Source organism: Klebsiella sp. K-3 (assembly GCF_051207495.1).
In the GTDB taxonomy this organism is placed as follows: domain Bacteria; phylum Pseudomonadota; class Gammaproteobacteria; order Enterobacterales; family Enterobacteriaceae; genus Klebsiella; species Klebsiella aerogenes.
On sequence record NZ_JBPNXF010000003.1, the window covers coordinates 290920 to 316514 of the forward strand.

The 25595-nt window shown below is 55.9% G+C and carries 27 protein-coding genes; 18 read left to right on the plus strand and 9 right to left on the minus strand.

Annotated features, from left to right (window positions below; translation table 11 throughout):
• Window positions 1–12 precede the first annotated feature (12 nt).
• Window positions 13–1254 carry an MFS transporter gene (locus ACSEMK_RS06425; RefSeq protein WP_045373827.1) on the minus strand — a complete coding sequence of 414 codons (1242 nt, stop codon included), beginning with the start codon at window positions 1252–1254 and terminating at the stop codon, window positions 13–15.
• A gap of 223 nt (window positions 1255–1477) precedes the next feature.
• Between ACSEMK_RS06425 and ACSEMK_RS06430 the strand changes: the two genes are divergently transcribed.
• Entirely contained in the window at window positions 1478–2473 is a 996-nt protein-coding gene (locus ACSEMK_RS06430) for a LacI family DNA-binding transcriptional regulator (RefSeq protein WP_087859686.1), read from the plus strand.
• Here ACSEMK_RS06430 and araE read toward each other — a convergent pair whose 3' ends face one another.
• From araE to ACSEMK_RS06450, 4 genes are all read right to left on the minus strand, one after another.
• Window positions 2474–3892 carry an arabinose-proton symporter AraE gene (gene araE / locus ACSEMK_RS06435; protein ID WP_435336328.1) on the minus strand — a complete coding sequence of 473 codons (1419 nt, stop codon included), beginning with the start codon at window positions 3890–3892 and terminating at the stop codon, window positions 2474–2476. It abuts the gene before it with no gap.
• 294 nt (window positions 3893–4186) lie between these two features.
• On the minus strand, window positions 4187–4948 hold the full coding sequence (gene kduD, locus ACSEMK_RS06440) for a 2-dehydro-3-deoxy-D-gluconate 5-dehydrogenase KduD (RefSeq protein WP_430914658.1): 762 nt from the start codon (window positions 4946–4948) through the stop codon (window positions 4187–4189).
• A 366-nt stretch (window positions 4949–5314) separates the two neighbouring features.
• A complete protein-coding gene (locus ACSEMK_RS06445) occupies window positions 5315–6493 on the minus strand; it encodes an acetyl-CoA C-acetyltransferase (RefSeq protein ID WP_430914659.1) in 1179 nt (392 codons plus the stop codon).
• 111 nt (window positions 6494–6604) lie between these two features.
• On the minus strand, window positions 6605–7480 hold the full coding sequence (locus ACSEMK_RS06450) for a LysR family transcriptional regulator (protein WP_032709055.1): 876 nt from the start codon (window positions 7478–7480) through the stop codon (window positions 6605–6607).
• 102 nt (window positions 7481–7582) lie between these two features.
• Here ACSEMK_RS06450 and ACSEMK_RS06455 point away from each other — a divergent pair, with 102 nt between their 5' ends.
• The 5 genes from ACSEMK_RS06455 to ACSEMK_RS06475 all read left to right on the plus strand — a co-directional run bounded on the left by ACSEMK_RS06455 (window position 7583) and on the right by ACSEMK_RS06475 (window position 12090).
• Entirely contained in the window at window positions 7583–8044 is a 462-nt protein-coding gene (locus ACSEMK_RS06455; protein WP_020078027.1) for a multidrug/biocide efflux PACE transporter, read from the plus strand.
• Between the two features lie 139 nt (window positions 8045–8183).
• On the plus strand, window positions 8184–9413 hold the full coding sequence (locus tag ACSEMK_RS06460) for an amino acid permease (protein ID WP_087859690.1): 1230 nt from the start codon (window positions 8184–8186) through the stop codon (window positions 9411–9413).
• Between the two features lie 115 nt (window positions 9414–9528).
• Complete coding sequence (locus ACSEMK_RS06465; RefSeq protein WP_411325203.1) at window positions 9529–10395, plus strand: aldo/keto reductase family oxidoreductase; 867 nt, start codon at window positions 9529–9531, stop codon at window positions 10393–10395.
• Window positions 10396–10795: 400 nt separating this feature from the next.
• Window positions 10796–11500 carry a flagellar brake protein gene (locus tag ACSEMK_RS06470; RefSeq protein WP_045396640.1) on the plus strand — a complete coding sequence of 235 codons (705 nt, stop codon included), beginning with the start codon at window positions 10796–10798 and terminating at the stop codon, window positions 11498–11500.
• 5 nt (window positions 11501–11505) lie between these two features.
• A complete protein-coding gene (locus ACSEMK_RS06475) occupies window positions 11506–12090 on the plus strand; it encodes a helix-turn-helix transcriptional regulator (protein WP_045396712.1) in 585 nt (194 codons plus the stop codon).
• Window positions 12091–12111: 21 nt separating this feature from the next.
• Here the strand turns inward: ACSEMK_RS06475 and ACSEMK_RS06480 are convergent, their stop codons facing one another.
• Together ACSEMK_RS06480 and ACSEMK_RS06485 are read right to left on the minus strand one after the other, a co-directional pair.
• The gene (locus ACSEMK_RS06480) at window positions 12112–12813 is read right to left on the minus strand and encodes an ArsR/SmtB family transcription factor (protein ID WP_113372974.1); all 702 of its coding nucleotides are present in this window, start codon (window positions 12811–12813) and stop codon (window positions 12112–12114) included.
• Between the two features lie 21 nt (window positions 12814–12834).
• On the minus strand, window positions 12835–13152 hold the full coding sequence (locus ACSEMK_RS06485; RefSeq protein WP_430914660.1) for an antibiotic biosynthesis monooxygenase family protein: 318 nt from the start codon (window positions 13150–13152) through the stop codon (window positions 12835–12837).
• A gap of 369 nt (window positions 13153–13521) precedes the next feature.
• Here ACSEMK_RS06485 and ACSEMK_RS06490 point away from each other — a divergent pair, with 369 nt between their 5' ends.
• Window positions 13522–13734: a YdgH/BhsA/McbA-like domain containing protein gene (locus ACSEMK_RS06490; RefSeq protein ID WP_015369896.1), complete on the plus strand. Its 213-nt coding sequence runs from the start codon at window positions 13522–13524 to the stop codon at window positions 13732–13734.
• A gap of 112 nt (window positions 13735–13846) precedes the next feature.
• Here the strand turns inward: ACSEMK_RS06490 and ACSEMK_RS06495 are convergent, their stop codons facing one another.
• Window positions 13847–14713, minus strand: a complete 867-nt coding sequence (locus ACSEMK_RS06495) for an EamA family transporter (RefSeq protein WP_430914661.1) — start codon at window positions 14711–14713, stop codon at window positions 13847–13849.
• A gap of 80 nt (window positions 14714–14793) precedes the next feature.
• Between ACSEMK_RS06495 and ACSEMK_RS06500 the strand changes: the two genes are divergently transcribed.
• Window positions 14794–15300, plus strand: a complete 507-nt coding sequence (locus ACSEMK_RS06500) for a MarR family winged helix-turn-helix transcriptional regulator (protein ID WP_087859695.1) — start codon at window positions 14794–14796, stop codon at window positions 15298–15300.
• Here ACSEMK_RS06500 and ACSEMK_RS06505 read toward each other — a convergent pair.
• On the minus strand, window positions 15297–16256 hold the full coding sequence (locus ACSEMK_RS06505; protein WP_087859696.1) for a nickel/cobalt transporter: 960 nt from the start codon (window positions 16254–16256) through the stop codon (window positions 15297–15299). The two genes, ACSEMK_RS06500 and ACSEMK_RS06505, sit on opposite strands and share 4 nt — an antisense overlap.
• A 148-nt stretch (window positions 16257–16404) precedes the next feature.
• Here ACSEMK_RS06505 and ACSEMK_RS06510 point away from each other — a divergent pair, with 148 nt between their 5' ends.
• From ACSEMK_RS06510 to ACSEMK_RS06555, 10 genes are all read left to right on the plus strand, one after another.
• The gene (locus ACSEMK_RS06510) at window positions 16405–16881 is read left to right on the plus strand and encodes a MarR family winged helix-turn-helix transcriptional regulator (RefSeq protein ID WP_375372103.1); all 477 of its coding nucleotides are present in this window, start codon (window positions 16405–16407) and stop codon (window positions 16879–16881) included.
• A 348-nt stretch (window positions 16882–17229) separates the two neighbouring features.
• Complete coding sequence (locus tag ACSEMK_RS06515; protein ID WP_430914662.1) at window positions 17230–18375, plus strand: amidase; 1146 nt, start codon at window positions 17230–17232, stop codon at window positions 18373–18375.
• 39 nt (window positions 18376–18414) lie between these two features.
• Complete coding sequence (locus tag ACSEMK_RS06520) at window positions 18415–19581, plus strand: acyl-CoA dehydrogenase family protein (protein WP_430914663.1); 1167 nt, start codon at window positions 18415–18417, stop codon at window positions 19579–19581.
• Window positions 19582–19599: 18 nt separating this feature from the next.
• Complete coding sequence (locus ACSEMK_RS06525; protein WP_430914664.1) at window positions 19600–20112, plus strand: nuclear transport factor 2 family protein; 513 nt, start codon at window positions 19600–19602, stop codon at window positions 20110–20112.
• Window positions 20113–20134: 22 nt separating this feature from the next.
• Complete coding sequence (locus ACSEMK_RS06530; protein WP_430914665.1) at window positions 20135–21439, plus strand: aromatic ring-hydroxylating oxygenase subunit alpha; 1305 nt, start codon at window positions 20135–20137, stop codon at window positions 21437–21439.
• Window positions 21439–21918 (plus strand): aromatic-ring-hydroxylating dioxygenase subunit beta, encoded by a 480-nt coding sequence (locus ACSEMK_RS06535; protein ID WP_430914666.1) that lies wholly within the window; start codon window positions 21439–21441, stop codon window positions 21916–21918. Before ACSEMK_RS06530 ends, ACSEMK_RS06535 begins: the two co-directional genes overlap by 1 nt.
• Before the next feature lie 7 nt (window positions 21919–21925).
• On the plus strand, window positions 21926–22666 hold the full coding sequence (locus ACSEMK_RS06540) for an SDR family NAD(P)-dependent oxidoreductase (protein ID WP_430914667.1): 741 nt from the start codon (window positions 21926–21928) through the stop codon (window positions 22664–22666).
• Window positions 22667–22690: 24 nt separating this feature from the next.
• The gene (locus ACSEMK_RS06545) at window positions 22691–23659 is read left to right on the plus strand and encodes a PDR/VanB family oxidoreductase (protein ID WP_430914668.1); all 969 of its coding nucleotides are present in this window, start codon (window positions 22691–22693) and stop codon (window positions 23657–23659) included.
• Between the two features lie 11 nt (window positions 23660–23670).
• Entirely contained in the window at window positions 23671–24165 is a 495-nt protein-coding gene (locus ACSEMK_RS06550; RefSeq protein ID WP_015703350.1) for a flavin reductase, read from the plus strand.
• A 131-nt stretch (window positions 24166–24296) separates the two neighbouring features.
• Entirely contained in the window at window positions 24297–25577 is a 1281-nt protein-coding gene (locus ACSEMK_RS06555) for an MFS transporter (protein ID WP_430914669.1), read from the plus strand.
• The last annotated feature ends 18 nt before the right edge of the window (window positions 25578–25595 follow it).

The following is a 25595-nucleotide window of genomic DNA, read 5'->3' on the forward strand; positions in this document are numbered from 1 at the left end:
TTCTCTTTTCAGTCAGATAGTGGATGGCTGCGACATGAGCGAATCCGAAGAGGCCTTATTGGATCGCAGCAGGAAGATGGAGATGAAGGTGGTACAGAACACCAGTAGTCCCATGATCAAATAGGAGTCGGCGAAACCGTATTTTTCGTAGCTATAGCCCGCCAGCGGCGACAGTACGGTGGCGATAACCGAACTGGTGCAGGCGAAACCAACCAGGTACAGGGTGGAAGAAAGGCGTTTATCAAAGTTCAGGCTGTTGTATTTAAAGATGGAAACCAGCAGCACCGGCAATTCCACGGCGTGCAGCAGTTTCGTAATCGAGATCAGAACCGGGCCTTCCACCAGCCCGGAGGCCACCATGCGCATCGCCATCACCATGCCGGCGAAGATCAGGCCGTTTTTCGCGCCGATGCGGTTGACCAGCCACGGGGCGCAGAACATCCCCGCCGCTTCGAGGAACACCTGGAATGAGTTGAGATAGCCATACATCGCGTTCCCTTCATGCAGCGTGGCGAACTGCGAAGAGAAATAGACCGGGAATTGCTGGTCGTAAACGCCGTAAATACAGGTGCCGACGACGAAAAACACCAGCGCCCAGAAGCGCGGCAGCGTCAGCAGGCGCAGCGCGTCTTCCAGCGTGACTTTACCGCCACTGACCGCCTCCTGCATGGCGTGCGGCGCTGAAGAAACCTTAAGCCGCGCCAGCAACATGAAGAAAACCAGACCGGAACAGCTGGCGACGGCGAAATTCAGCTGTGGGTTAATGTTGAACAGCAGCCCGGCGAAAAAGGTCGCCACCGCCCAGCCCAGCGATCCCCACATCCGCGCTTTGCCGAATTCAAACTGGCTTTGCCGCGCCACGCGCTCGGTATAGGACTCCAGCACGCCAATGCCGCCGTTAAAGGTCAGGCCGATATAGATGCCGCCAAAAATACTGCCGAGCAGCACGTTGATTTTGAGCAGATAGCCAAACAGCAGATAGGCCGGCCCGGAAAGGATCAGTAAGACCGTGATATACCAGAGTAAGTTTTTGCGCAGCCCCAGTTTATCCTGGATAAAGCCGTAGCAAATCTGGGCGAATAGCGCCGAGACCGACAGCACCGCGTAGATAATGCCGGTATCCCCGGCTTTCAGCCCTACCTCCTGATGTAGCCAGATGGAAAGCAACGAGCCGGAAGAAGACCAGGTAACAAAAAAGAAAAACAGTAAGGCACTGAGTAAGGGGTAGCTGTGAGAGTGATGTGTCTTCATCATGACATTCTCGTGTTGGAGTAATGTGCAAATGGTAACGTTAACAAAAAACAACTCTCATCTGGTTTTGTGACGATTCATGATGTTAATCACAAAAGTTAACGTTAACATAATGGAGATGAGATCGCGATCAACTATTCCTCGCCATGCTTCACCATCGGGCTGGGATAGACTATCGTATGATCCTTTTACATCAGCGACTTAGTTGTATACCGGAGTAATCACCATGGCATCCCTGAAAGATGTAGCGAAGCTAGCCAACGTCTCACTGATGACGGTATCCCGCGCGCTGAACAGCCCGGAGCGCCTGAAGGCGGAAACGCTCGCCCGCGTACAAGCAGCGATTGAACAGACCAATTACGTCCCCGACCTGTCGGCGAAGAAAATTCGCGGCGCCCGGGCAACGCCGAGCACCATCGGCGTACTGGCGCTGGACACGGTGACCACCCCTTTCTCGGTAGAGATAACGCTCTCTATCGAAGAGACGGCGCGGGCCCACGGCTGGAACAGCTTTGTGGTCAACATGTTCTCGGATGACAACCCTGATGCCATTCTCGACCTGCTGCTTTCCCATCGCCCGGACGGCATCATTTACACCACCATGGGGCTGCGCCAGGTTCCGCTACCGGCAAAATTGTTGACGCTGCCCTGTGTACTGGCCAACTGCGAAAGCCTGAACGAGAACGTCGCCAGCTATATTCCGGATGATGAACAGGGCCAGTACGACGCGGTGAAAGCGCTGCTGGCCGCCGGCTATCGCCGCCCGCTCTGTTTGCATCTTCCGGCCAGGCATCTGGCGACGATACGCCGTCGACAGGGGCTGGAACGCGCCTGCCGTGAGGCGCAGGTTGATCCGGATACGCTCGATCACTGCTATATGACCTACGGTGACGAACACTATCGCGATATTCCCGGCCAGCTGCTGGCCCATATTGAGCAGGGTAAACCGCGGTTTGATTCCGTGGTGTGCGGCAACGATCGCATCGCCTTTATGGTCTACCAGACGCTGCTGGCGCAGGGTTTGCGGATCCCGGAAGATGTGGCGGTGGTGGGTTATGACAATATGGTGGGTATTGGCGATCTCTTCCTGCCGCCGCTGTCAACGGTGCAACTGCCGCATTATGAAATTGGCCGCCTGAGCGCCCTGCATATCATTAACGGCGACAGCCATCGGGATACCATTAAGGTTCCCAGCCCGTGGCTGCCGCGTGAATCCGTGTGATCAGTTGCCGATGTTACGCAGCTTTTCGCCGGACATCAGCTTGCGTTCGATGTGCTCCAGCGTCACGTTTTTGGTTTCCGGGATCAGCCAGAAGGTCACGCCGATAAAGGCCACGTTCAGCGCGGTATAGAGCCAGAACGTGCCTGCCGCGCCAATCGCGTCCAGCAGCGTCAGGAAGGTCGCGCCAATAATCATGTTCGACACCCAGTTGGTAGTGGTCGAACAGGTGATGCCGAAGTCGCGGCATTTTAGCGGCTGGATCTCGGAGCACAGGATCCAGACTACCGGCGCGGCGCTCATCGCGTACCCGGCAATACACATCATGGTCATTCCCACCGATAACCAGGAGAGGCCGCTGCCGGCGGTACCGTTATCAAACTGCATCAGGCAGTAGCCCAGCACCAGGGTGCCCAACGCCATCACGCTAAAGCCGATTTTCAATGCCGGTTTACGCCCGGCCTTATCAACGGTAAACACCGCGATAAAGGTGGCGAACATGAAGGTCAGGCCGACCACCAGCGTGGCGATCATCTGCTGCTCGGTGGTGGTAAAGCCGGCCATTTTGAAGATTCGCGGCGCGTAATACATGATGATATTCATGCCGGTAAACTGCTGCATCGCCTGCAATAACATGCCGAGGAACACCGCCCGACGCACGTTGCGGTTCACTTTGAACAGCGCCCATCCCCTCTGCTTCAGCTTCAGGCTTTCGCGAATTTCATTCAGTTCATCGCGCGCCTTTTCCGAGGTATCGCGCAGCATGCGCAGCACTTCTTCGGCCTCGATATGGCGGCCTTTTTCCGCCAGCCAGCGCGGGCTGTTTGGCAGGAACACCACCAGGATAATCAGCAATACCGCCGGCAGCGCCAGCACGCCAAGCATCGCCCGCCAGTTGCCGCTGTAGCTGAAGGCGGTATCGGATAAGAAGGCCAGCACGATGCCAAGCGTGACCATCAACTGATACATGCTGATCATCTTGCCGCGAACGTTTTCGCTTGCCATTTCAGAAAGATAGAGCGGCGCGGTATAAGAGGCGATACCGACGGCGACGCCAAGGACAATACGCGCCGCCAGCAGCATCTCGACGCTGGTGGCGAATGCCGAGCCGATAGAGCCCGCCACAAATAGCACCGCGCCAACCATCAAACTGTATTTACGGCCAAGACGGAAAGAGAGCCAGCCGTTGAACAGCGCGCCAATCGCCGCGCCAAGCATCATACTGCTGACCACCCACTCCTGCAGACGGCTGGATAAAACGAAATGATCGGTGATGAAAGGTAGCGCCCCGGCAATCACGCCGATATCAAGGCCGAATAACAAACCCGCCACCGCGGCGGCAATGGAGACAAACTGGTTCATGCGCCGGGTGTTGCGCTGCGCATTGGGGAGTAAACCCGGATCGGTGGTCAATGAAGTCATTTTTTTCCTGCCTCAACAGAGTATGCGTGCAGTGAAAGTACGGGATCGCAGGGCTAAGGTGTCAGGCGGGAGATGGCGAAGATATGGATAAAACGGCTGGTAGCATTGTTTTTGTGATGGACATTAAACTTTATCTTATGCAAAAAATGCTGTCCGATCGTCAAAACAACCCTGATGAATGGCGAGTATTTTATTTTCCATTACTAACGAGTATGGATTATTTAAACCTCATGATATGGACGATCATTGTTCAGAAAACAACCCGCCGGTTGGCGGGTTGTTCGACTATGTCTGTTAGCGCGCCAGCCAACCGCCGTCTACCGCCACGGTATAGCCGTTGATGTAATCGGATGCGCTGGAGGCAAGAAACACCACCGGACCCATTAAATCGCTCGGCAGCCCCCAGCGACCGGCCGGGATACGGTCGAGAATTTCCGCGCTGCGCTGTTCATCGGCACGCAGCTGCTGGGTATTGTTGGTTGCCATGTAGCCAGGGGCAATGGCGTTAACATTGATATTATGCTTCGCCCATTCGTTGGCCAGCAGGCGAGTTACGCCCATGACGCCGCTTTTCGAGGCGGTGTAGGACGGCACGCGGATCCCCCCCTGGAACGACAGCATGGAGGCAATATTGATGATCTTGCCGCCGTTACGCTGGGCGATGAAATGCTTCGCCGCGGCCTGGGACATAAAGAAGACGCTTTTGATATTCAGGTTCATCACGTCATCCCAGTCTTTCTCACTGAATTCGATAGCATCCTGACGGCGGATCAGCCCCGCGTTATTGACCAGAATATCGATGTGACCGAATTCCGCCACCGCGCGCTCAAGCAACTGCGGAATACCATCTATCTGCCGCAGGTCGGCGGTGAGGCTTAAAAAACGACGCCCCAGCGCGGTAACGCGCTCGATGGTTTCCGTCGGCTCAACGATATTAATACCGACGATATCGCAGCCCGCTTCCGCCAGCCCAACCGCCATGCCCTGGCCTAAACCGGTGTCGCAGCCGGTCACTACCGCGACTTTCCCCTGAAGAGAGAATGCATCAAGAATCATATCTGGTTCCTTTCTTTCACGGCCTGCTCACCACAGGCAAGGTTCTGAGGTTAAGAAGAACTCCTGGAACATCCCCATCATAAAAATAAAACAGAGTTCCGTTTTGCTAATGCTCACATAGTAGATCGCGGAAAAATCATTTTCAATGACAATTAAAACAACGTTTCATTTTTTATGATTAAAAATGATAAAAACACAAAACGGATCACATCGCCAGGGAGCGGTGACCCGTGAAAACACTTAAAATACAACTATTTAGCTTATCTTTGAAAAATAAGCGCAGAGAATGAAAATCTGGTAGAAAAACGAAGAAAGGAAGATCGGTGAGGATGATGGACCTCGCGCCAAAGATGGCGCGAGATCGTATTATGCGCGCTCCACCGCCAGCGCAACGCCCTGACCGCCGCCGATACACAGCGTCGCGAGCCCTTTACGCGCATCGCGCTTAATCATTTCATGTACCAGCGACACCAGAATACGGCAGCCGGAGGCGCCAATAGGATGGCCCAGAGCGATAGCCCCGCCGTTGACGTTAACCCGCCGTTCATCCCACTCCAGCACTCTGCCAACGGAAATCGCCTGGGCGGCGAAAGCTTCATTGGCTTCAATTAAATCCACTTCATCCAGCCGCCAACCCGCGCGCTCAAGACAGCGGCGGGTAGCGTGTACCGGCGCAATGCCCATTAGCGCCGGATCGACGCCGACGCTGGCGAAGGCGCGAATGCGCGCCAGAATCGGCAGCCCCAGCTCCTGGGCCTTTGACTCGCTCATCATCATCACCGCCGCCGCGCCATCGTTAATACTCGATGCATTACCCGCGGTCACCGACCCAAGCTGGTCGAAGGTGGGCATCAGGCTGGCTAACCCTTCAGCGCTGGCATCCATCCGCGGCTGCTCGTCGGTATCCACCAGCCGTTGACTGCCGTTATGCTCGGTGGCGACCGGCACGATTTCATCGCGAAACCGCCCGGAGTCTATCGCCCGCCGCGCTTTTCGCTGCGAGCTAAGCGCCCAGGCGTCCTGTAGTTCACGGCTGATCCCATACTCCCGCGCCAGATTTTCCGCCGTTACGCCCATATGGTAGTCATTGAAAGCGTCCCACAGCCCATCATGCACCAGGCTGTCGATAAGCTGGCTATTGCCCAGCTGCGCGCCGGTTCGGCTATCGGTAAGCACATGCGGCGCGCGGCTCATGTTTTCCTGGCCGCCGGCAATCACCACATCCGCTTCGCCGCACTGGATAGCCTGAGTCGCCAGGTGCAGCGCTTTCAGCCCGGAGCCGCAAACGTCGTTGATGGTGATCGCCGAAACGGTATTCGGCAGCCCGCCGCGGATCGCCGACTGACGCGCCGGATTCTGCCCGGTGCCCGCGGTCAGCACCTGACCGAGGATCACTTCATCAATGCACTGCGGATCGATTCCGCTCCGCTCGACTAACGCCTTCACCACCACGCTGCCCAATTCCACCGCCGAGTGACGCGCCAGCGTTCCCTGAAAACAGCCGATGGGCGTACGCAACGCGCCGACGATCACGACATCTTTCATCCTTTACCTTCTGCGCAAAGAACCATCAATAGATGCCGTTATAGTAGAGAATTGTTATCAAAAAATTTCGCAATTGTTTAAAAAAAGTGAGGAGGTTCACAAAGTTCGCCATCACGACTCGCGGCCTTGCCCTTCAAGGTGTTGGCGCAGCCAGCTGCCCGCTTCCCCCAGCGGCGTACGCTTGTTCCATAGTAGATCCACCGAGATCGAGCGCGGCCAGCCGGCGATATTCAACGCTTTAAGCTTGCCGCTACCGGCGAACTCTTCCACCAGCGCGCAGGGCAAAATGCACCAGCCAAAGCCCTGCACCGCCATACTCAGCAGCAGCAAATAGTTGGGCGCCGACCATACCTGGCCGCGCGAAGGATCCGGCGCGCTCTCAAGATAAGTGCTAAGCCGCAATTCACGCCAGCCGTGCAGATCATCCCAGAAAATCCGTCCCTGACCGGCCAGCGGATGCCCCGGCGCAACATAAATCCCCATCGCCGTTTGCAACGGCAGGCGCATGCTGCCGATCTCCATCGGATAGCTGTCTCTGGCTTCGATAAGCCCCACCTGCGCGCGCTCTTTTTGCAGCAGATCTACCACATCTTCGTCTTCGCCAATCAGGCATTCAAACTCGGTATGCGGAAAACGCCGATCGAACTGTTCCAGCAAATCCTCCAGTACATCCGGGTGCAGGGTATCCGACAAGACGAAGGTCAGCCGCGGTTCGGTATTGCCGGATAACGAACTGGCGAGCTCATCCAGCCGCGAACTAGCGGCCAGTATCGCTTTCACATAGCCCAGCACCTGCTCGCCCTGCGCGGTTAGCGTCGGCTGGCGAGTGGAACGATCGAACAGAGTCAACCCCAGGTCGGTTTCAAGATTCGAAATCGCGGTACTGATGGTGGACTGGCTTTTACGCATCCGCCGGGCGGCGGCGGAGAACGAACCGCTGGCGGCGGCTTCTACAAAAGCGGTGAGAGCTTCGGGAGAATAGTGCATAAACTATCTACTTTATCGATGGAATCTATCTTTTGTTTATCACATTTTTCCATAAAATGCCGGGTAAATCTGGATGACAGAACTGACAAGAGGTATCCAAAAATGAAAACCAATCACCTGCAGCGTAAGACACTGCTGGAACGCGTACTCCACGCGGTGAGCTTTGAAGGTCTCGCCACGTTAATTCTGGCTCCCACCGCCGCCTGGCTAATGCAGCGATCGGTGGTCGAAATGGGCGGCTTGAGCATTCTGCTCGCCACCATGGCGATGGTCTGGAACCTGATCTATAACGCCGCCTTCGACCGTCTGTGGCCGGTTTCACGCCTGGCGCGTACGCTGCGGGTGCGCGCGCTGCACGCCATCGGCTTTGAGTGCGGCTTTATCATCATCGGCGTCACCGTCGTCGCGCTGGTGCTTGGCGTGTCGCTGGTGCAGGCATTTATGCTGGAAATCGGCTTTATGCTGTTCTTCCTGCCCTACACCATGTTCTTTAACTGGGCGTGGGATACGCTGCGCGTGCGCGTCCTGAAGTATCGCCAGCCGCAGAGTCTGCCGAATAGTTAACGTTCTCGATCGCGCGGATCGCCTAACCCTTTGGCGATCCGCAGGTTTATTTATCGCCGAAAACTATCACCGCAAACGATTCATAAATGTGGTAAATTGCACTCCTTTTTTTGGGTTATACGGTTGATAAATTCGCATAATGTCTAAAATTTGGTCTAAAGAAGAAACTCTATGGAGTTTTGCTCTATATGGCACTGCCGTAGGCGCCGGCACCCTATTCCTGCCGATTCAACTCGGTTCGGCCGGCGCCATCGTGCTGTTCCTTACCGCTTTGGTTGCCTGGCCGTTAACCTACTGGCCGCACAGAGCGCTGTGTCAATTCATCCTGTCGGCAAAAGTGGCGGCCGGTGAAGGGATCACCGGCGCGGTCAATCATTACTACGGCAAAAAAGTCGGCAATCTGATCACCAGCCTGTACTTTCTCGCCTTCTTCGTGGTGATCCTGATCTATGCCGTGGCAATCACTAATTCGCTGGCTGAACAACTGGCGAGACACGTGGCGATGACCCCTGGGGTACGCGCTCTGCTGAGCCTCGCCGTGGTGCTGGTACTGAATCTGATCTTCCTGATGGGGCGCCATATGACCATCAAAGTGATGGGATTCCTCGTCTTCCCGCTGATTGGCTGTTTCCTGTTCCTCTCCATCTACCTGATTGGCAGCTGGCAACCGGAACACCTCACCAGTCAGATGCAGCTGAACGCAAAGACCTGGCACCAAATCTGGATCTCAATTCCCGTGATGGTTTTCGCTTTTAGCCATACGCCGATTATTTCGACCTTCGCTATCGATCAGCAGGAGAAATATGGTGAGCTGGCCATGGGTAAATGCAAAAAAATCATGAAGGTGGCCTACACCATCATCTGCGCCAGCGTGCTGTTTTTTGTCTTCAGTTGCCTGCTGTCCATTCCGCTGCCGTACATCGAAGCCGCGCGTAATGAAGGGGTGACGATTCTCTCTGCGCTCTCCATGGCGCCGGGCGCGCCGGGCTGGCTTGCAGTGACCGGCATTATCGTCGCGGTGGTCGCGATGTCGAAATCGTTCCTCGGCACCTATTTTGGGGTGATCGAAGGCGCCAGCGAGATCGTTAAAACGTCTCTCGGCCAGCTCGGCATTCGCAAGAGCCGCGCCTTTAACCGCGCCATGTCGATTATGCTGGTCTCGGCGCTGACTTTCATCGTCTGCTTTATCAATCCGAACGCCATCTCGATGATTTACGCCATCAGCGGCCCACTTATCGCCATGATTCTGTTCATCATGCCGACGCTGTCGACCTACATTATCCCGGCGCTCAAGCCCTATCGTTCACTGGGTAATCTCATAACCTTGATCGTCGGGCTGCTCTGCGTCTCGGTGATGTTCTTCAGTTAAATCGCTCTCGCGGCGACGCCTTCAGCGTCGCCGCACGTTCTGCCAACATTCTCGCCCATTACCTCTCCCTGACGGGATTACACTTACTCCTTGCCTATCATCGGAGGGAGTCATTATGTCCAACGTAACATTATCCGGGGTCGCAATCTTAGGCGACCGTCAGGTTTATCGGCTTGGATACGGCGCCATGCAGCTCGCCGGCCCCGGCGTATTTGGCCCGCCAAAAGATCCCGACGCCGCCATTCGCGTTCTGCAAGAAGCCGTCGCCGCCGGGGTGAATCATATCGATACCTCCGATTTCTACGGCCCGCATATCACCAATCAGCTAATTCGCCAGGCGCTGCATCCCTATGGCGATGATTTGTGTATCGTCACCAAGGTCAGCGCCCGCCGCGATGAGAAAGGCAACTGGCTACCGGCGATGTCGCCGGCGGAACTCACCCAGGCCGTCGAAGATAACCTGCGTAACCTCGGCCTGGAGAGGCTGGAGGTGGTTAATTTGCGCAGCATGCTCGGCACCCACGGCCCGGTGGAAGGTTCGCTGGAGGAACCGCTAACGACCTTACTGGAACTAAAAGCCCGCGGTCTGATTCGTCACATCGGTCTGAGTAACGTCACCGCCAGACAGGTTGCCGATGCGCAGAAGCTGACGCCCATCGTCTGCGTACAAAACCAATACAACATCGCTAACCGCGGTGACGACGCGTTAATCGACGCGCTGGCGCAGCAAAACATCGCCTACGTGCCGTTCTTCCCGCTGGGTGGTTTTACGCCGCTACAGGCGCAGGAGCTTAACGAGGTTGCCGCCGGGCTCAACGTCACGCCGATGCAGGTGGCGCTGGCGTGGCTACTACAGCGCTCGCCGAATATTTTGCTGATTCCGGGCACCTCATCGGTGGCGCATTTACGGGAAAATCTCGCCGCCGCGACGCTTTCTCTGCCCGCCGAGGCGCTGGCGACGCTGGATAGCATCACCCGCTGATGGCGTCAACTCCCCCCTTTACGGCGTTTGTCGTAAAGGGTTATCCCCTTAATATTAAGCTGGAATTAGGCCATCTCTGCTGGCACTATATATCCTACAAATCGGGTTTTGCTGATTCCTTATCCGGGCAATAACCTTATAAATTGCATTGAGTTACGTTATTTCTTAGGCCTCCTAATTGGGAGGCTGTTGTCGTTTGTATTGTTCCATGGTTTTTGTTAACACTCTTGATTACAGGAAAAAACAATATCGGCTTCGACGTTTATACAAATCAATTTGGCCACAAAGATAGTCAATATCATCGAACGTTCACAAAAACATCTGGTTAACATAATCAGTATGTCGCTATTGCTGTAAAAAAAATTAACTATGCACAGTAACGATTCAACAAGGATTACCCATGATAGAGGGAACGATAAAAACCAGTAAGTATGAAATCATTGCTATTTTCAGAGAGGAACAGAGAAAGCAAACAGAGATAGAAATTTTCTTTAATAACAAAAGCATCAGTACTCAGATTGCGCGTGTCGATTTTGCCGAATTCCATATCCGCAGCGAGAGCAAAATCCCGGCGGGGAATAAATTCAAATTTATTCTGCATAGCGATTCAGGAAAGATCGAGTTCACCTCCCAGCGGCAGAAGAATTCCGCTGGCGGCGCGGAGAATAGCAATAAGGTGGCATTTGCGTTACCAGAATGCATCCAGGTTGTACAAAGACGACGAGATCCCAGATTTCGTTTGCGCGATGAGAATGATTTCTTTTGTCATGGCCGCCACAAAAATGGCGAAAACTATGCTTTTGATATCAAAGATATTTCTGATGGCGGCTGCGCGCTGATTGCGCAAAGTCCAAACCTGAAATTCCTTGCCAACAACTCAACGTTGAAAAACGCCATTCTGTCTCTGGCGGAATATGGCGAAATCACCGTTGATCTGGTTATCAAGAACGTGGCGATGGTCACGCTGGATAGCGAAGAGAAGAATCAGGAAAACTACTATCAGATTTCCTGTCAGTTTAAGTTCCGCCGCAGCGACGACAGGAAGAAAATAGAAAAAACGCTGATCGATTTGATTCTGGAAGCCAAGCGGAAGAAGAGAGTTTAATGCCCTTGAACAATATCTTGCTGTACACCGACGACAATATCATTGGCCAATCTATTCACGATTATCTGAGCGATATTCACCAGGATATCACCCAGGCCAGTTATCAGGACATCGTACAAGGGGGCGTCGCGCCCCTGGCTGAGACGGTGATCCTCAATATGATCCACAAGGATATATCCGCTGCCGATACGGTCGTATTACTCAACAAGCTGCGCTTTCATTTCTCGCGCTGTACATTGTTGGTATTGATGGTAAAAAGCGATATCGCCAATCTGTGCCGGGAATTAATAGATCTGGAAAACCTGTTAATCCTGACGGAAAAATCTTCCTTAGACGCATTTTCGGCAATTACCAGAACGCAGGATGAAAACCCGCAGTCCCGGTATTTGCGCACGCAGCGAAAGCTGACGGCCAGAGAGCTGCAGGTACTGGAACTTATTATCGCCTGCAATAACAATAAGCGAATTGCCTCGCTGCTGAATATCGACCATAAGACGGTGCACAGCCATCGCATTCACATCATGAAAAAGTTGGGAATGAATAGCTCGCAGGTGATGCATAAGCAAATCGTCAATATGAATCACTGCTGAACGGGCATACCGCTGCCGGGTCTACAGCGCCAAACCAAAGTGTTGACGCAGCGCTCGCTTACCGGGCTCGCTAATTGTCACTTCTCGGTAGCCGGGCACCAGCATGAACCAACCTTTTTGCACGCCCCACTGCAACAAGGCAGCGCCCGCGGCACCACCCAGATGAAAACGGCGCTCGCTCCAGTCGAGACAGGCGCAGCAGGCTTTGCGGCGGGAGCCGCCATCGCACGCAATACCTAAGCGGGCGAAATGCGCCTCCCCCGTCGCGGTAAGCGCTGCGCCATTAGCCGTGAGCCACGCTTGCTGTTGCAGAAAATCATAGATGGCGACGGCCACCTCACCCGCCAGATGATCGTAGCAGGTACGCGCCATACGCAGCGTCCCCGGCGTTCGTGTGGCCAGCGGCACCGCGCTTTTTCCGGCCATCGTCATCATATTTTCCAGCAATCCGGCGACATCACCACCCGCCAGGCGATAATAGCGATGCCGCCCTTGCGCCAGGCAGATCAGTAAGCGACTGCTGACTAACCGGCTAAGATGCGCGCTGGCGGTCGACGGCGAAATGTCCGCCGCGACGGAGAGCTCAGTCGCTGTCCATGCCCGGCCATCCATTAGCGCGCAGAGTATTTTCACTCGTGAAGGGTCAGCCATCGCCGAAGCAACCGCCGCCATCGCCACGGCCAGCGCTTCGTCATCATTAATCACAACCGCTGGTTGCAGCATAACGCCTCCGCTTAATGTCGGTTACGCAGAGCGCGGACTCTGCATCTGATATTCACGCAGCACCTGCGCCACGCGAATCTGATAATCAGCAAAAATAGACTCCCGCCCTTCCCGCTGCGCCACCTGATGACAAATATTGCGCTTCCAGTCCGCCACCGCCTGCTCATCCCGCCACCAGGACAGCGACAATATCTTCCCCGGCGCACTGAGGCTTTGAAAACGCTCAATGGCGATAAAGCCGTCGATAGTCTCCAGCAGCGGTTTCAGCTGTGCCGCCAGCGCAAGGTATCGTTCCTGCTGCGCTGGCGTGACCTGTGCTTCAAAGAGTACCGCAATCATGGTTTTTTCCTCCAGTAACGAATGAAGCAGCACTGTAGCGCGCCGATGGCTAGCAATGCTTCGCCAGCGGGCGAAGTATCACCGTTACAGAAAGCCAAAAAACCACCAAACCATTCACACAATCAATGCCAAGCAAAATTCTGGCGAGGCTTAAACGCGGGTCAACGGAAATTAGCATTATCGAAGATGAGGTATAACATTCTGTTTTTAAAGTTTTTTTCAATAAAAATTCCATTTGCAGTCATGCAACCGTCACAAAAATGTGATCTAAATCGCACTTTTTGCAACGTACGTTATAGTTAGCAGACTTATTATAAACCCATCGAAAGCACAACGCTTTCCACCATAAAAGTTAAAAGGATAAACACCATGAAAAACGTAAAATTACTTGCTGCTGCTGGTATGCTGTCTCTGGTTTCTTTCGCAAGCTTTGCGGCTCACCCGGTGAGCGTGACCTCTGATACCCTGGACAACGCAGAAGCAAAAATCGCTGCTATCGCTAAAGATCAGGGCGCCTCTTACCACATTACCGAAGCCTATACCGGTAATCAGGTACACATGACGGCGGAACTGTCTAAATAACCGAATGGTCGCAGAGGGAGCTGCCGGACAGGTCGTCTGAGGACGGCTGGTCTGGCTCCCGCCACGTAAAAAAACACGGCAATGTCGAGCCCCTTCATGGGGCTTTTTCACGTCAACGTTTCGCCAGCGCGCGCTGAATAGAGAGCACACTCGCCAGCACCACAATCAGCCCCGCCAACGCCATTCCCTCAATTCTCTGACCGAGAAAAATCCATCCCAGCAGTACCGCCGTCACCGGACTTAGCAGGCTCATTGCCGATACCGCCACCGGCGACAATCGACTGATACCGCGAAACCATAAGCCATACGCCAGCATCGCCCCGGCTACGCACAGCCAGACATAACCAGCGGCCTGTAATAGGGTGACGTTTTGCAGCGGCGGGTCCACCAGCAGCGCGATAGGCAGTAACACGATCCCGCCAATCAGCAATTGCCAGCCGGTCATCGCCACGACCGGCAACGATAGCGCCCAGCGCCGCGACAGCCAGGTGCCCAGTGCCATACTAACGGCGCCAAGAAAGGCGGCGCCGATACCTAACGAATCCAGCACCGTGCGCGGAGAAAGCAGCAACATCGCCATACCGATGATCCCGGCGCAGGCGGAAACCACCGCCAGCCACGGCGAACGCTGGCGATCCACGCACCAGGCCAGCAGCATTACCAGCAGCGGCTGAATCGCGCCGATCACCGCCGCCAACCCGCCGGGAAGACGATAAGCGGCGATAAACAGTAACGCCTGAAAGGCGCCGATATTTAATATTCCGGTGATGATCAGCTTCCACCACTCACCACGCTGCGGAAACTGACGGCTCCACAGTAACAACGCAATTCCGGCGGGCAACACCCGCAACAGCGCGGCGATAAAAGGACGGTCCGGCGGCAAGAATTGCGAAGTGACGATATAGGTGGTTCCCCAGATGGCGGGAGCCAGCGCGGTCAGCAGCAGATCGACCGCCAGATGACGAGTAAAAAAGGCCATGATTTTATCTTCATATCAAGTTAAATTGTGTAGCAAGTATGTATCGATAAATATCTTGATATCAAGATAAGTGAGCACGCATGGACAAATTACCGCCAACGGATGCCGTTGACCGCATTCTCGCCCAATGGCAGCGCGAGCGCCCGGATCTGGATTGCAGCCCGATGGGGCCAATCGGCCGCCTGAAACGCTGCGCCATGCTGCTGGAGCCGCGCGTTGAGACGGCTTTCATCAAACATTCTCTGGTACGCTGGGAGTTCGACATGCTGGCGACGCTGCGCCGCGCCGGCGAGCCATTCGTGCTGTCGCCGACCCAGCTCTTTTCGACACTGATGATTACCTCCGGCACGATGACCCATCGCCTCAAGGCGCTGGAAAAACGAGGGTTGATTACCCGCTTAGCAAATCCTCAGGATGCCCGCAGCATGCTGGTAGCGTTAACGCCAGAGGGACGAGCGCTGATCGATGAGGCGGTTGCCACCCACGTGGCGAATGAGCAACAACTGCTGGCGGGGCTTTCCGTCCCCCAACGCCAGCAGTTAGACGAGGCGCTGCGGGTATTGATGCGCCTGCTGGAAAACGACTAACATCCGGCGGCAATAAAATCGCCGTTGGCGCTGACCGGGATGACAGTTAGAAACAGCACTGTAGCAAACAAGATGAGCAGCACGCCGCCAATCATTTTCACCAACGGCACCAGCCAGCGTAGCTGACGGCTATCGGCGATAAACAAGTTGATCGCCCGATTGCGCGCATAGCGTACCACCAGCGACAATCCGAGGATTGAAAGCGCGGTGCCTAATGCCATGGTCATCACCGCGGCAATGCCCCAACTGACAATTCCCAGCGCATTAGCAAACATCAGGATCATGATTGCTCCGCTACAGGGACGCGCGCCAATCGCCAGCACGACGCCAAGGCGAGTTTTCCAGTCGACGCCGTGTAATTCGCGCCCAACGCCATGATGGCCACAGCCGCACTGTGCATCATGCCCATGCAAAGGCGTCACTGCGTTAATCGTCATTTTGCGCGGGCGCAGGCTTGCCAGCGCCCGGTAGATAACATATGCGCCAAAGGCGCCAATCATCAGGGCGCTAATTTTCTCCACGTACCAGCGGCTGGCGCTAAGGTCGCCAGAGGCCAGGTTCAGGCCAACCGCGAGGATAAAGACGAATAATATGGCGCTCACTCCCTGCATCAGGCTACCAAGGAACGGGACAATCCGCGCTGCCGCCACGCTCTCCTGGTTGGTACTGAGGTACGTGGTGACGATGAATTTACCGTGCCCTGGTCCAATGGCGTGCAGCACGCCATAGAGAAATGCCCCAACCAGCAGCCAGACGCCGCCACTGTACTGGTTATCGTTGAGCTGCAACAGGTACATGACCAGGTAGCGATGCAGGGTAATTTGCATCGCCAGACACCACTGAATAAACGCTCCCCAATGGGCATGCAGCGTCATGGCGGCCCATAGCAGCGTAACCCCCAGCACGCCCGCCAGCAGCAAGCGTGTTTCGCGGCTTAAATAACGTATGGCTAACATAATGTCGTCACCTTTTAGAGGTCTCGCATTGTGCCGAAGCCAGCTTAATCACCTCAGCATCGCAGGGTCTTATTACAGCGTATTGCGTTTTGCAATAACCGCCAAATACGCATACCATCTGCACATTCTATCGTCGTCAGGCAAGGAGATGCTTGTGGATAAGACTCACTCTTCGACCCCGCCAGAGAGCCACGAAAGCCGCTTTCATAAAGAAGAGTTTCCCTTCTTTTGGGTGGTTAACGTTTACGCCCGTTATACCCAATTAATGGAAATCGAGCTCAAAAAAATCGACATCGACCTTTCCCGCTTTCGCGTACTGATGCTGGTGCATCAGTACCACCGCGCCAGTATTTCGCGGATCACCGAATATGCCGTTAGTAAGATGCCAACGGTGACCAAAATTGTTGGCCGTTTGCGCGATGATGGCCTGCTCACGACCCACGTTAGCGTCAGCGATGGTCGGGTCACCGAAGCGGAACTTACCGCTGCCGGTGAAGCCAAGGTTGCCGAAGCCCGGGCGTTAGCGGAAACCGTGTTTGCTAAAGCCTTCAAGGGCATCACCTCAGCGCAGGAAAAAAAGATGAATCAGGTGCTGGCGCTCATTCTGCATAATCTCGATGACTAATCCCCTGCAATAATAACCATTTTCTATAAATGGTTATTCTTTTTATTTTGCCCTCCCCTGCGTTTTTCGCACACTTTTTTATCATTTTTTTAACTTATATTTTTCATTTATTTTTGTGACGCCCCTCAAGAGATTAAAATTTAAACACAATTTTTTATCCATAAAAATCAATAAATTAATAAAAATGATTGCCTTCATAGCGTCGTCTTATCATGAGTTTCGATGTAAAAAACGGGTGACAAATTACTTGAAATTTCAAGTTTTACTGACAAGATTATCTCAAACGCCAGCGGGTCGTTTTTTAGTCATTTAGCGCGGTAATTATCACCCCTTACGGAGTTGTGAAACATGGTTACTGAACATCGTACAGAGACAGAAAACGCACAATCCGGGTTTATCTCGCGCTTTACCCTTGGCGACGGCGAGCTGACGTTTGCGGTCAAAGACAGCCTCGATATTGCCGGTTTCCCGACCCGCGCCGGCAGCCCGGTATTGCAGGATGCGCCGCCTGCCGTCCGCCATGCGGCCGTAGTCGCGGCGCTACTGGATAACGGCTGCCAGCTGCGCGGCAAAACGACCCTACACGAGCTGGCCTTTGGCGTCACCGGCATCAACCCGCATAGCGGTACGCCGCGCAATCCGCATTATCCGCAGTTAATCCCCGGCGGTTCGTCCAGCGGCTCTGCCGCCGTGGTCGCGGCCGGTGAAGTCGACTTCGCCGTCGGCACCGATACCGGCGGCTCGGTGCGAATGCCCGCGGCCTGCTGCGGCGTGGCTGGCCTGAAGCCGAGCTTTGGCCGCCTGAGCCGCGCTGGCGTCATGCCGACTGAAAGTTCGCTCGACTGCGTCGGCCTGTTCGCCCGCGATATCGCCACATTGCGTCAGGCGCTGGCAAAAGCGCTGGGGGAATCAGTGTCTCCTGCGCGCCGGGAAGCCCCCGCGATAAGCTATCTGGCGGGCATGGCAACGCCGGAAATTGAGCAACTGATCGTCTCACGTCTGCAGCAGGCGGGTCTGACATGGACTAGCGCTGAACTGCCGGGGCTCAACGAAGCGCATCAGGCCGGGCTTACGGTGATAAGCCAGGAAAACTGGCTGGCGTTTCACAACATTATCGACGCGCCGAATCTGGCGCCGGACGTCGCCCAGCGGATCCGCGCTGGCGCGGAGATCGGCCCTCAGCAGCGGCAGGCTGCGGAAGGCGTGCGTCAACAATTCAGCGCCGCGGTGGATGCGCAACTGGCGAAAACCCCGCTGATTCTGCTGCCGACCCTGCCAGAATGCCCGCCAACGCTGGAAGAAGCGGCGGATCCGCTCAAAGTGGTCAACCTGACTCGCCTGGTGCGCCCATTTAATTTAAGCGGTCATCCGGCCCTGAGCCTGCCGCTTGGCGAAGTTAATCATCGCCCGGTGGCTCTGCAATTAGTCGCCAATAAAAATAAAGAGTTCGATTTACTTAATTACGCTGAGTATTTGCTGGAAAAATTAAAATAATAAAACCGTACTTTCATTAACTGGAAGAGGCTAAATCGCATGTTAAACCCCTCTGCAACTTCGCGTGCGGAAAAGACCCTGCACGCCACGACAACAGAATTTGCCGAATTACTCGCGGATATTAAAAAACGCAGCGAGGAGTTCGAGCAGCAGAAATATATCTCGGCAGATATCATTTCCCGCTTTAAAAAGATTGGTGTTTATCGCGCGCTGGTGCCAAAACGCTACGGCGGCGATGAAATATCACCTGCGGAGTTTTGTCAGTTAATTGAAACGCTCTCAACGGCGGACGGTTCTGCCGGCTGGGTGGCGAGCTTCGGCATGAATCCGTTTTATCTTGGCGGCCTGCCGCCGAGCAGTCTCGATGAGCTTTACCGCCACGGGCCGGATATTGTCTTTGCCGGCGGGATCTTCCCGCCGCAAAAAGCGACGACTCAGGATGGCGGTTACTGCGTCAGCGGGCGCTGGAGCTTCGCCAGCGGCTGCAGCGGCGCCGAACTTATCGGCGTGGGCATTCTAACCGATGACGGTAGCGACCGTCCGCTACCGCGCATCGCGGTGCTACCCGCCGGAGAGTTCACCATCGATCCGGTCTGGAATACGGTCGGCCTCTCCGGCACCGGCAGCCATGACGTGGTGCTGAATAATGCCTTCGTGCCGCAGGAATGGACCTTTATTCGCGGCGGCGAACTTAACCTCGAAGGCCCTCTGTATCGCTACCCGGTACTGTCGCTGGCCACTCAGGTACTGTCGGTGGTCGCGCTGGGTATCGCCCGCGCGGCGTTATCGGAGATTTACGCCATTGCCGAACGACAAAGCTCGGTCACCGGCGCGCCGTGCCTGGCGGATCGTCAATTCGCGCAGATGGAAATCGCCCACTGCGAAGCGGAACTCCGTTCGGCGCGCTGCTGGTTCTACGACGCCATCGACGATGTCTGGCAGGCGATTCTGCGCGGCGATGAACCGGGAGAAGAGCGGATTAACGCCATGCGCCTCTCTTCCACCCATATTACCCGCGTCTCTGCTTCGGTCACCACCCGCGCGCTGAAACTGGCCGGGATGCCGGGCATTTCAATGCGCAGCCCGCTGCAGCGCTATGCCCGCGACTCCATGGTCATCACCCAGCACGCCTTTATGGGCGAGCTGACATACATCAACGCCGGCAATATGTTCTTCGGCCACTCGCCGCAGCCCGGCTATTTATAAGTCAACACGGAGCCGGTAATGAATGAAGAAATGCTGCAACGGCTGGAAAAGCTGGAAGCCGTGGTGCAGATCCGTAACGCCATCAGCCAGTATATGCATCTCTGTGATGATCTAACGCATCCGGATACCGCCCGGCAAATTGGCGCGCTATTTAGCGAAACGGCTATTTGGGAAGGTATCGGCGAATTATATCAACAAAAGCTCGGGCGCTACTGCGGCAGAGCGGCGATCGTGGGGATGATGAACGCTTATATTAGCGAGCCGTCGCACTTCGCCATCAACGTACATTATTTAACGGCCGAGCATATTCGCGTTGGCGAAAATAACCACGCGGTTGGCCGCTGGAAAATGCTGCAAGCTTCAACGTTTCGCCGCGGCGGCTCGCATTTAAATAGCGCGGAGCTCGTCATTGAATTTATTAAACAAGATCAACAGTGGTTTATTCATCATTTTACCACCCGTAATTTATTTAGCCGCCCGGTAGCTGACTGGCATTCGCTCGCCGATTTACCGGTGCCTGATGGTCATTAAAAGAGATATGTGGAGAGTGACAATGTCTGAATGTATTCCGGTAAAAAATATCGATACCAGCCATACCGCCGAAACGCTGGCAGCACTGGTGCAAAGCGACCGGGTCCATACCTGTCTCTATACTTCCGAGGAAATTTTCGACCTCGAAATCGACAACATTTTTAACCGTACCTGGGTATGGGTCGCCCACGAGAGCGAAATCCCTGACGCCGGCAGCTATAAATCCTCGATGGTGGGTACCCAGCCGGTGATCGTCGTGCGCGATCGCAAAGGCAATATCAACGTGCTGCTCAACCGCTGCCGCCACCGTGCCGCCACCGTTTGCGAACATCGCAGCGGGAAAACGAACGGTTTTACCTGCCCGTATCACGGCTGGGGCTATGGCCTCGACGGCGCGCTGCGCGGGGTGCCGCATCCGGAGAGCTACGGCGATACGCTGAACAAATCTGAGCTCGGCATGGTGCGCCTGCGCGTTGAAAGCTACGCCGGAATGATTTTCGCCAGCTTCAACCACGACATTGAGCCACTGACCGACTTCCTCGGCCCGGCGATGAAATGGATGGATCTGTTCATGAAACAGGGGGCTGGCTACGCGCTGCAGGCCACCACCGCGCACCGTTTTCGCTTTCCCGGCAACTGGAAAATCCAGCTGGAAAATACCACCGACGGCTATCACTTCCCGATCGTTCATAAGTCGTTTTTAAGCTCGGTCGATAAACAGACCGAAGAGATGCTCAACTTCGTCGACGGCAAAGGCTTCGTGGAAGATCTCGGCAACGGCCACAGCGTGATGGTGATGATCCCCGAGCTTATCGATCTGGAAGACAATCTCGATGCGCCAATCCCGGATCGCTTTAGCGAACTGGCCCAAGCCCTGCGCGAGGAAGGCCACGACGAGCAGCAGGTGCGGCGCATCGTACGCGCGGTCGGCGGCAGCGGTTTTAACCTTAACCTGTTCCCCAATGTCGCCTGTTCAATGGCCTTCTTCCGCGTGCTGCAGCCGATATCGGTAAAAGAGACGGAAATTCATCACATGGTGCTGACCATGAAAGATGGCCCGGCGATTGCCAACCAGGCGCGCCTGCGGCTGCAAGAACACTTCCAGGGGCCGATGGGCTTCGGCACCCCCGATGATTCAGAGGCCTGGGAGCGGGTGCAGCGCGGCGGCGGCGCGGGCGACGATCTGTGGATCATGCTCAATCGCGGCCTGCCCGGCGAAGTCCGCACCGCCGACGGCCTGCGCAGCGACGTCAGCGCCGAAACCGGCATGCGCGCCGCCTATCAACAATGGAAAAAGTACATGACCGCTGACAACCGGGGGCAATAATGAACACATCATCTATCCTCAACGCCGCCATTCAGTTTATTAACCTGGAAGCGGACCTGCTCGATCACGGCGAATTTCGCGAATGGCTGGCGCTGTGGCGCACCGAGGGGATGTACATCATCCCCATCGACCAGCAGACCACCGATTTCGCCAACGTGCTCAACTATGCCTACGACAACCACGAGATGCGGGAAAAACGCGTGCAGCGTTTATACAGCGGCGAATCTATCTCCACCACCCCGCGCGCGCGCACTATCCGCATGAGCGGACGTTATCGCCTGCTCGGCGTCAGCGATGAGGTCGTCGAAGTACGCTGCGCCCAATTCCTTTACGAGTACCGCAAGGGCAATGAACAGCACTACGCCGCTGACGTCACCTGGACGCTGGCGCCGGAGGGCGACAGTTTCCGCATCCTGCAAAAGGTGGTGCGCCTGATTAACGGCGACGATTACCTGCATAGCATTGGCTACATCCTGTGAGGACTTTATGACACGTAGCGTACTTATTACCGGCGCGGCCAACGGCCTCGGGCTGGTTATTAGCCGCCATCTCTGGCAACAGGGCTATCAGGTGGCGATGGCCGACCTCAATCTCGATGCGGTCACCCGCAGCGCGCAGGAGATCGATCCCAGCCAGCAGCGGCTGCTGCCGCTGGCGCTGGATATTCGCCAGCCGCAACAGTTCAGCGATGCGCTGGCGCAGATCAGCGCACGCTTCGGCGAACTCGACGTGCTGGTCAACAACGCCGCCTTAACCCTGACTACGCCGATCATGGAGATCGACGTGGAGGAGTTCGATCGCGTCACCAGCACCAACCTGCGCGGCACCTTCGTCGGCTGCCAGACCATCGGCCGCTATTTCAGCCAGCGCCAGCAGGGCAGCATTATTAATCTCGCGTCGCTGGCCGGGCAAAACGGCGGCACCGCCTCCGGCGCCCACTATGCAGCCTCCAAAGGCGGCATTATTACCCTGACCAAAGTCTTCGCCCGCGCCCTGAGTAACGCCGGGGTGAGCGTCAACGCAATTGCGCCGGGGCCGCTGGATCTTCCTTCCGTTCGCGCCGCGGTGCCGGAAGAGAAAATGCCGGCGCTGCTGGAGATGATCCCGATGAAGCGGCTTGGCGATCCGCTGCTGGTCGCCCGCGCGGTAGAACTGCTGGCGGCGCCCTCCGCCACCTTTATCACCGGTGCGACCTGGGATATCAACGGCGGCATTTATATGCGTTAAGCCCTTCGCGGGTGGAGAAAAACTATGGCTGAAACATTGACGGTACGCGTCACAGAACGCGAAATTCAGGGAGCCGAGGTGGTAGTCCTGACGCTGGCCTCGCCGGACGGCGCTCCCCTGCCCTCGTTTAGCGCCGGGGCGCATATCGATCTGCATCTTGGCGATGGCATCGTGCGCCAGTATTCGCTGTGCGGCAGCGCCCATCACCCGCAGCGCTATCGGTTGGGGATCCTCAAGGATCGCGCCTCGCGCGGCGGTTCGCTGGCGGCGCACGCTTTACAGCCCGGCGACGAGGTGCAAATTAGCCCCCCGCGCAACCTGTTCGCGCTGGAGATGTCGGCGCCTCATAGCATTCTGATCGGCGGCGGCATTGGCATCACGCCGATGCTGGCGATGGCCGATACGCTATTTCGCGCCGGGAAATCCTTCGAAGTGCATTACTGCGGCCACAGCCGTGAGGGAATGGCGTTTCTGGCCGAACTGGCGGATTGCCACTTTAGCGCGCACGTTCAGCTACATATCAGCGATGAAAACGACCGGATCCGCCCTCAGGAACTCCTGACGCCTCACGCCGCCGCCGGCCACCTGTACGTTTGCGGTCCGGAGGGTTTTATGGCGTGGATTAATGAAACGGCGCAGGGGTGCGGTTTCAGCGCGGAGCGGCTGCATCAGGAGTATTTCAACCGCGAGGTCGAAACCAGCGGCGGCAGCTTTGAGGTTGAGGTTCCGGAACTCAACCTTAGCGTTACCGTCGGCGAAAACGAGACCATCGTCGCCGCGCTGCAAAAGGCCGGCATCAAAGTGAAAGTCTCCTGCCAACAGGGCGTCTGCGGCACCTGCCTCGCCAACGTTTGTAGCGGCGTACCTGACCACCGCGACGAGTATTTAACCGAAGAAGAACGCGAAGACAACGACCAGATCCTGCTGTGCTGTTCGCGGGCCAAAACCCCGCGGCTGGTTATTGCAGGCTTCGAATACGTCAAACTGAAATAACGGGTATGACTATGAACCTGACATCTGATTTTCGTAATGCCATGGCGCAACTGGGCAGCGCGATCACCATCATTACCACCGATGGCCCGGCGGGCCGCTTCGGCTTTACCGCCTCGGCGGTGTGTAGCGTGACGGATTCGCCGCCGACGCTGCTGGTATGCATGAACCGCTCGTCCTTCGCGCACGGCAAATTCCAGCACAACGGCGTGCTGTGCGTTAACGTGCTCTCCGGTCAGCATCAGCAATTGTCCGGGATTTTCGCCAACGGCCAAATCCGCTCTGAAGAGCGCTTCCTGCACGACGAATGGCTGGCGCTGGAGACCGGCTCGCCGGCGCTGGCTTCCGCCGTGGCGAACTGCGACTGCGTCATTGCCGACAGCCACGAAGTGGGCAGCCACAGCGTATTTTACTGCGAGGTCAAACAGATCCGCTTCGGCAACCCCAGCGACGGGCTGGTCTGGTTTAATCGCCAGTTCCACACCCTTAGCATGGCGTCGTGCCGTTAAGTTTCATCATAACCATAAAAACCCAGCCGACCCATCGCCCGGCGCCAGCAGGCGCCGCCTGATTCACCTGCACTGGAGTTAACCTTATGTCTGGAGCTGTGAGCGGTACAACGGTCCCCCCGGCGCAACCTATGCGCAAATTAATCATCGGGTCTTTTCTTGGCAACTCGCTGGAATGGTACGATTTTTTCCTGTACGGCACCGCGGCGGCGCTGGTCTTCGGGCCGCTGTTTTTCCCCGCCACGAATGACCCGCTGCTCGGTTCATTTTTAGCCTTTTCCGGCTTCGCCATCGGCTTTATCGCCCGCCCGCTCGGCGGCGTGATATTCGGCCATCTCGGCGATCGCTACAGTCGCAAAATGACGCTCATCATCACCCTGACGCTGATGGGCGCCAGTACGTTCTTAATTGGCCTGCTGCCAACCTACGCCCACATCGGCTTGCTGGCGCCAATTGCCTTGATTACGCTGCGCTTTGTACAGGGCGTGGCTTCCGGCGGCGAATGGGGCGGCGGGGTGTTGATGCTCAGCGAAAACGCGCCGGAAAGCCAGAAAGGGTACTACACCGCCTGGAGCCAGGTAGGAGTCTGCGGCGGGTTTGTTCTTTCTTCGCTGGCATTCTATCTGGTACAGCTGCTACCACAGGAAGAGGTGATGTCGTGGGCGTGGCGTATTCCGTTTTTGCTCAGCTTGTTTATCTTTCTGGTCGGCGTCTATATTCGCCGTAACATCCAGGAAAATGCGGAATTCGTGGCGCGCAAAGCAGAAAACGACAGCCAAAATGAGGCCCATCATTTACCGGTACTCAGCGCCTTTAAAAATCATCCACGAGCGATATTGCAGGCGATCGGCCTGCGGCTGGCGGAAAACGGCGCGGTGTATATCTTCTTCACATTTTCAGTGGTCTATTGCAAACATATCGGCATCGACACCCGCGACCTGATCGCGGCGGTCACCATCGCTATGACGGTGGAGATCGCCACGATTCTCGGCTGGGGATGGCTTTCCGATCGCATTGGCCGTAAGCGGCTTTACTACATCGGCGTGATAGGCATGGCGCTGGTGGCCTTCCCCTTCTTCTGGCTGCTGAATATGCACACCTTCCCGGCGATGCTGCTCGCCATGCTGTTGGCATTGCCATTGTGCCATGGCGCGATGATTGCCGCGCAGCCGTGTCTGATGGTGGATCTATTTCCGGTGGAGGTACGCTACACCGGGCTGGCGCTGGGACATGAGATTGGGGCGGTGATTTCCGGCGGTATTAGCCCGATGCTGGCGGTGGCTTTTCTAATGATGTGGGATAGCTATATCCCCATTGCGCTGATGCTGCTGGCTTTCGCGCTACTGGCGCTGCTGGCGCTGGTGAGTATTCGCCAGCAGCAGTTGCGACCTGAACCGGTCGCAACCACGTAAACCACGTAAACCACGTAC

What these genes read in the sequence shown, in the direction of transcription:
- ACSEMK_RS06425 (WP_045373827.1), bottom strand. Translation starts at nt 1,254, where the DNA reads ATGATGAAGACACATCACTCTCACAGCTACCCCTTACTCAGTGCCTTA.
- ACSEMK_RS06430 (WP_087859686.1), top strand. Translation starts at nt 1,478, where the DNA reads ATGGCATCCCTGAAAGATGTAGCGAAGCTAGCCAACGTCTCACTGATG.
- araE (WP_435336328.1), bottom strand. Translation starts at nt 3,892, where the DNA reads ATGACTTCATTGACCACCGATCCGGGTTTACTCCCCAATGCGCAGCGC.
- kduD (WP_430914658.1), bottom strand. Translation starts at nt 4,948, where the DNA reads ATGATTCTTGATGCATTCTCTCTTCAGGGGAAAGTCGCGGTAGTGACC.
- ACSEMK_RS06445 (WP_430914659.1), bottom strand. Translation starts at nt 6,493, where the DNA reads ATGAAAGATGTCGTGATCGTCGGCGCGTTGCGTACGCCCATCGGCTGT.
- ACSEMK_RS06450 (WP_032709055.1), bottom strand. Translation starts at nt 7,480, where the DNA reads ATGCACTATTCTCCCGAAGCTCTCACCGCTTTTGTAGAAGCCGCCGCC.
- ACSEMK_RS06455 (WP_020078027.1), top strand. Translation starts at nt 7,583, where the DNA reads ATGAAAACCAATCACCTGCAGCGTAAGACACTGCTGGAACGCGTACTC.
- ACSEMK_RS06460 (WP_087859690.1), top strand. Translation starts at nt 8,184, where the DNA reads ATGTCTAAAATTTGGTCTAAAGAAGAAACTCTATGGAGTTTTGCTCTA.
- ACSEMK_RS06465 (WP_411325203.1), top strand. Translation starts at nt 9,529, where the DNA reads ATGTCCAACGTAACATTATCCGGGGTCGCAATCTTAGGCGACCGTCAG.
- ACSEMK_RS06470 (WP_045396640.1), top strand. Translation starts at nt 10,796, where the DNA reads ATGATAGAGGGAACGATAAAAACCAGTAAGTATGAAATCATTGCTATT.
- ACSEMK_RS06480 (WP_113372974.1), bottom strand. Translation starts at nt 12,813, where the DNA reads ATGCTGCAACCAGCGGTTGTGATTAATGATGACGAAGCGCTGGCCGTG.
- ACSEMK_RS06485 (WP_430914660.1), bottom strand. Translation starts at nt 13,152, where the DNA reads ATGATTGCGGTACTCTTTGAAGCACAGGTCACGCCAGCGCAGCAGGAA.
- ACSEMK_RS06490 (WP_015369896.1), top strand. Translation starts at nt 13,522, where the DNA reads ATGAAAAACGTAAAATTACTTGCTGCTGCTGGTATGCTGTCTCTGGTT.
- ACSEMK_RS06495 (WP_430914661.1), bottom strand. Translation starts at nt 14,713, where the DNA reads ATGGCCTTTTTTACTCGTCATCTGGCGGTCGATCTGCTGCTGACCGCG.
- ACSEMK_RS06500 (WP_087859695.1), top strand. Translation starts at nt 14,794, where the DNA reads ATGGACAAATTACCGCCAACGGATGCCGTTGACCGCATTCTCGCCCAA.
- ACSEMK_RS06505 (WP_087859696.1), bottom strand. Translation starts at nt 16,256, where the DNA reads ATGTTAGCCATACGTTATTTAAGCCGCGAAACACGCTTGCTGCTGGCG.
- ACSEMK_RS06510 (WP_375372103.1), top strand. Translation starts at nt 16,405, where the DNA reads ATGCTTGTGGATAAGACTCACTCTTCGACCCCGCCAGAGAGCCACGAA.
- ACSEMK_RS06515 (WP_430914662.1), top strand. Translation starts at nt 17,230, where the DNA reads ATGGTTACTGAACATCGTACAGAGACAGAAAACGCACAATCCGGGTTT.
- ACSEMK_RS06520 (WP_430914663.1), top strand. Translation starts at nt 18,415, where the DNA reads ATGTTAAACCCCTCTGCAACTTCGCGTGCGGAAAAGACCCTGCACGCC.
- ACSEMK_RS06525 (WP_430914664.1), top strand. Translation starts at nt 19,600, where the DNA reads ATGAATGAAGAAATGCTGCAACGGCTGGAAAAGCTGGAAGCCGTGGTG.
- ACSEMK_RS06530 (WP_430914665.1), top strand. Translation starts at nt 20,135, where the DNA reads ATGTCTGAATGTATTCCGGTAAAAAATATCGATACCAGCCATACCGCC.
- ACSEMK_RS06535 (WP_430914666.1), top strand. Translation starts at nt 21,439, where the DNA reads ATGAACACATCATCTATCCTCAACGCCGCCATTCAGTTTATTAACCTG.
- ACSEMK_RS06540 (WP_430914667.1), top strand. Translation starts at nt 21,926, where the DNA reads ATGACACGTAGCGTACTTATTACCGGCGCGGCCAACGGCCTCGGGCTG.
- ACSEMK_RS06545 (WP_430914668.1), top strand. Translation starts at nt 22,691, where the DNA reads ATGGCTGAAACATTGACGGTACGCGTCACAGAACGCGAAATTCAGGGA.
- ACSEMK_RS06550 (WP_015703350.1), top strand. Translation starts at nt 23,671, where the DNA reads ATGAACCTGACATCTGATTTTCGTAATGCCATGGCGCAACTGGGCAGC.
- ACSEMK_RS06555 (WP_430914669.1), top strand. Translation starts at nt 24,297, where the DNA reads ATGCGCAAATTAATCATCGGGTCTTTTCTTGGCAACTCGCTGGAATGG.